The 4,177-nt window shown below is 48.5% G+C and carries 5 protein-coding genes; 3 read left to right on the forward strand and 2 right to left on the reverse strand.

All coding sequences use genetic code 11. From position 1 onward, the window contains the following. Window positions 1–318: 318 nt before the first annotated feature. Complete coding sequence (locus OKC30_RS20040) at window positions 319–1,290, reverse strand: integron integrase (protein ID WP_270665275.1); 972 nt, start codon at window positions 1,288–1,290, stop codon at window positions 319–321. A gap of 233 nt (window positions 1,291–1,523) precedes the next feature. Between OKC30_RS20040 and OKC30_RS20045 the strand changes: the two genes are divergently transcribed. From OKC30_RS20045 to OKC30_RS20055, 3 genes are all read left to right on the forward strand, one after another. Next, window positions 1,524–2,312, forward strand: a complete 789-nt coding sequence (locus tag OKC30_RS20045; protein ID WP_147273950.1) for a hypothetical protein — start codon at window positions 1,524–1,526, stop codon at window positions 2,310–2,312. Between the two features lie 76 nt (window positions 2,313–2,388). Beyond that, the gene (locus tag OKC30_RS20050) at window positions 2,389–3,141 is read left to right on the forward strand and encodes a GIY-YIG nuclease family protein (protein WP_043133635.1); all 753 of its coding nucleotides are present in this window, start codon (window positions 2,389–2,391) and stop codon (window positions 3,139–3,141) included. 83 nt (window positions 3,142–3,224) lie between these two features. Continuing rightward, window positions 3,225–3,710: a hypothetical protein gene (locus tag OKC30_RS20055; protein ID WP_147273947.1), complete on the forward strand. Its 486-nt coding sequence runs from the start codon at window positions 3,225–3,227 to the stop codon at window positions 3,708–3,710. A 280-nt stretch (window positions 3,711–3,990) separates the two neighbouring features. On the opposite strand, the gene OKC30_RS20060 is transcribed toward OKC30_RS20055, so the two are convergent. Then, the coding region (locus OKC30_RS20060; RefSeq protein WP_270809777.1) for a hypothetical protein at window positions 3,991–4,177 on the reverse strand (187 nt) is incomplete at its 5' end.

The raw sequence follows: 4,177 nt of genomic DNA on the forward strand, positions 1-4,177 counted from the left end.
CGAAGGTGAGTTGATGGCTCATGATGTCCCTCTGGGATGCGCTCCGGATGAACATGATGATCTCATATCAGGAACTTGTTCGCACCTTCCCTGTCTATCGCACATTTTTGCAAATCCCGTCGATTATTTATTTCCATATGAAACTGAAATCCGTAGCATAGTTTGACGAAAAGAACAGGCCATCAGGATGAAAATGGCCCGGGTAACAAGCCACCACCTGAAACGGATGTCAGCCTCTAGGAGCTGTAACCTAAGGGCGGTAGCGTGCCTGCGTCAGGCCACTCGTTCTGAAAAACCGAGCGTCCCGCCCCCCAACCATTACAGATCAGACAAAGGGCTACGTACCCCATTGGCGCCGTTTTGCAGCACATGGGTATAAATTTGTGTGGTTCGAACATCAGAATGGCCCAGTTGCTCCTGCACGGTTCGAATATCCGCCCCCCGCGCCAGCAAATGGGTGGCAAAGGAATGGCGCAAGGTATGACAGGTGACCGGTTTTCCCAGCTGCAACTGACGCGCCGTGGCACGAACCGCTTTTTGCAGGGTGGTTGGATCCAGATGATGTCGACGCAAGGCCCCATCGACAGGATCGCGACTCAGATGGGATGCCGGAAACAGGTAGTGCCAACCCAGCTCTTTGCTGGCGGCCGGATACTTGCGCGCCAATGCCGTCGGCAAGGCCACCCCGGCATACGCGTCGTTTAAGCAGTCCGTCATATAAAAGCGCTGGACGTAGGCAATTTGCTCCCGCAGGGCCGGAATGAGTTCCGAGGCCAGAGTCACACGCCTGTGCTTGCCCCCTTTGCCATTCCAGACAATCAGGCAGAGGTAGTTGAAGTCGATATCCTGCACGCGCAGGCGCATCACCTCCATCAGCCTGAGTCCGCTGCCATACATCAGTTGCGCCAAGAGACGAAGATGAACTGGCATAGCCAGCAACAAGGCTCGGACTTCACTTTGCGTCAAAACAGTTGGCAGTTTGGGAGGGCGCTGGCTGCGCGTAAATTTCATCTCGAGCTGCAGAGGCCGTAACAAGACAGTGCGATACAAGAAGACCAGCGCATTCAACGCCTGGGCCTGAGTCTTGACAGCCACATGGCGCTCGGTGACCAGATAGGACAAAAATTGCTGAACCTCCGCCTCACCCAGCTCGACCGGATGCTTCATCCGGGAAAAACGGATAAATGCCTTGATCCAGTGCAGATAGGCTTCAACGGTTGCCATCGCGTAACGCAGCATCAACATCTGCTCATAGATGCTTGCCAAAAACGGCGAATGAGGCTTGCGCATGAGTCACCTCCACATGTATATATAAACAGTATATACACGAGCAAGTCCCATTGCTGACTATGAAGAAACTTTCCGCATTTTTGCATAATCTATGCGGTACAAAAACATTGCCAAAGCGGGCTTTATCCGGGATTTTCAAGCTTCCGGTACATAGTCTCACACCAGACTATGACGACCCGATCCACCCCAAAATCACGGATAGATTCCGTACAATAAATTGTTAGAGTGCAAATATGGATAGTGCCTACTTGAAAGTGAAACGTGCAGAAAAGCATTATGCGGAACTTGCACAAATGTTTAAAAAGAAAAAGCCGTTCGGTTATTTCTTAGAAACTAATTGCAAAACTGGTGAAAGAGCAACATTTGCAAAGCGAAACGAAGATGTTGCTAATGAAGCTACCGTAATAATTGGCGATATTCTCCATAATCTTAGAGCTGCTATTGATCATGCATATTGGAATTGTACTGAGAGGCATGCAAAATCTGATGGAGAAAGAAAAAGCATTCAATTTCCAATCACCTCTACAGAGACTGCCCTGAAAGACTCTGTTTTGACCGGTATACCTTCGAGAGTTTCGACAGATTTTGCTCACGCACTAGCGAGTTTAAAGCCATATAGAGATGGTGGGAATGCGCTTCTTTGTGCCATTCACGACTTGGATGTTATGGATAAACACAAGTTATTAGTCCCAACAGGTAACTTCACGAAAATTAGTAGCTCAATGATTCAAAAACTGGTTCCTGATTTTCCATCTGGTTTAATGAATTGTGGCTTTGGTAATAATTATCGCGATGTTGCTTGGCAAGTACAGCCAATGACTTGGACGCAGAGAAGAAAAGCCAAAGTGCCGCCGTCAAACATAATTGAGCAGGAATTAGATGTGCCCGTGGAAATTGTAATTGGTAACATAGACCCAACAAAACCAGCACTTCAAGTGCTACAAGAGTTAATAGCACTGGCGAAAAGTACAATACAAACCTTGTATTCTGCAGCAGGCATAAAAGTTGAAGAAGCACTCTAACAAGCCAATTAAACCGACCTCAATACGCTGCGCTCCTTTCGGCGGCTTATTGGGGCGTTAGCCTCCACGGACAGCCATGAACCGCCTACTTCAAATTGGATTCCAACCCGCCGGTCACTGGCTACTCGTCAACGGGAAGCTCAAGTTCGACCTCACGCGGCATGCCACACAAACGAACATCCTTTATGCTTTCGTCTGCGATGCGGAGGTCATGTACGTGGGGAAAACGGTTCGAACCCTCGCAGTCCGCATGTCGGGCTACAGGACGCCGACTAGAACACAAACGACCAACGTGAATAACAACCGCCGCATACTCGATTTGCTTGCGCGCGGAGCAGCTATCGAGATATTAGCGTTGCCCGACAACGGCCTCCTTCACTATGGAATGTTCCATCTCAATCTCGCCGCAGCGCTGGAGGACGACATCATTCGGAAGCTTAATCCTCCGTGGAACGGCGGAAAGCCTGAAAAGCCTCTTGAGCCCGAGACTGAGTCCGCGGAGTCGCTCCCAGAGCTGACACCAACCGCAACCGAGAGATTTCACTTCACGCTGCAGCCGACATACTTTCGTTCGGGCTTCTTCAATGTGGGTGTATCTTCACAGAAGCACATTGCCTCGGATGGAGAAACGATCGAGTTGTTCTTGGGAGATGCGGCACAGCCGGTTCTGGGCACCATAAACCGTAGAGCTAATAGCAACGGAACGCCGAGAATTATGGGTGGCACAGCGCTGCGCGACTGGTTTCAAGAGAGTGCAAGCGCAATGGACACAATCTCTGTGCAAGTCCTCTCTCCAGCATCCATTCGTCTCTCCGCAGGTGGCGGCTAACCCTTCCATCGAGCGGACGTGCCCCGGCAAGCCGGGTCGCGCCGCTCATGTCAAACGTTATACGATACAAATGGTACTCATGAATGCTTATTCAACGAAGTATTGCAGATGATTTATTATATAAATATCAAGCGGTGATGATGTACTTGAATGGTGGATTGCTTCCAGATGGCGCTTTGGAGTTTGCAGTCATTCGACCTGAAATTTATAACTGCCTTGATGAAATTAATGATGCAATGTCAGGTGTTGTTGGTGGCGATTTTGTGAACAACCTGAGACGTGCAGTTTATGGAAAATTCATATATCTTAAAAATTATAAAGATGGTTATGCTTTTATGCATATAGAGACAGGTGCTTTCTATATGGCATTTGCATTAACAACGCGCATCGAAGAACTATCCAAAGAGTTTGCCGTGGTTAATACCGCACTAATCCCATTTAACGGAATTCTTGTGTGTGATGGCCTACTGACAACATACAATGTCACATTAGGTAAAAACTACATCAAAGAAATCCGTGATGCTTATTGGAAAGCAAAGCGGAGCGGCTCGCTAATTAGATTTGTATAACAAATAGTTTAAGTCGTTCGCTTCGCTCACTGGGACGCGCGATAAAGCCGCGCGCCCCATAACTAAAATGTTGTGCGGTTTGCCAAGCAATTGAGTTGTAGTGGCAAGAGCGGTTGCGATAGCAGGCAATATTGAATCCTGCTGGTTTTCAAGCTCGGTCGTTGAGGTTGGGTGAATCATCCAAACCAATGCGTTGTCAGCAGCATCTTGGTGGCCGATTTAAGTTCAGTTTGAATACCAGCAATGGCGCTGTTTTCTTCTTTGGTGTTAGCGGTCTAGGTTAAACGTCAGCATCAGCGCCCTGCTCTTCTTTGTTCCAATTCTGGCCGTGAACCATGCCCGTATCGGCTGCGGTTCTTTGCTCTATCAGGTTGGTCTGGCTCGGGTAAATGTAAGTATTCACCGGAACAGTATTGACACAGGAAAAATGAGACGATCGTCTCTTGATCCCACTTTCCTGCTTGCTT

This window comes from Aeromonas sp. QDB18, from assembly GCF_027705325.1.
GTDB lineage: Bacteria > Pseudomonadota > Gammaproteobacteria > Enterobacterales > Aeromonadaceae > Aeromonas > Aeromonas caviae.

What these genes read in the sequence shown, in the direction of transcription:
- OKC30_RS20040 (WP_270665275.1), bottom strand. Translation starts at nt 1,290, where the DNA reads ATGCGCAAGCCTCATTCGCCGTTTTTGGCAAGCATCTATGAGCAGATG.
- OKC30_RS20045 (WP_147273950.1), top strand. Translation starts at nt 1,524, where the DNA reads ATGGATAGTGCCTACTTGAAAGTGAAACGTGCAGAAAAGCATTATGCG.
- OKC30_RS20050 (WP_043133635.1), top strand. Translation starts at nt 2,389, where the DNA reads ATGAACCGCCTACTTCAAATTGGATTCCAACCCGCCGGTCACTGGCTA.
- OKC30_RS20055 (WP_147273947.1), top strand. Translation starts at nt 3,225, where the DNA reads ATGCTTATTCAACGAAGTATTGCAGATGATTTATTATATAAATATCAA.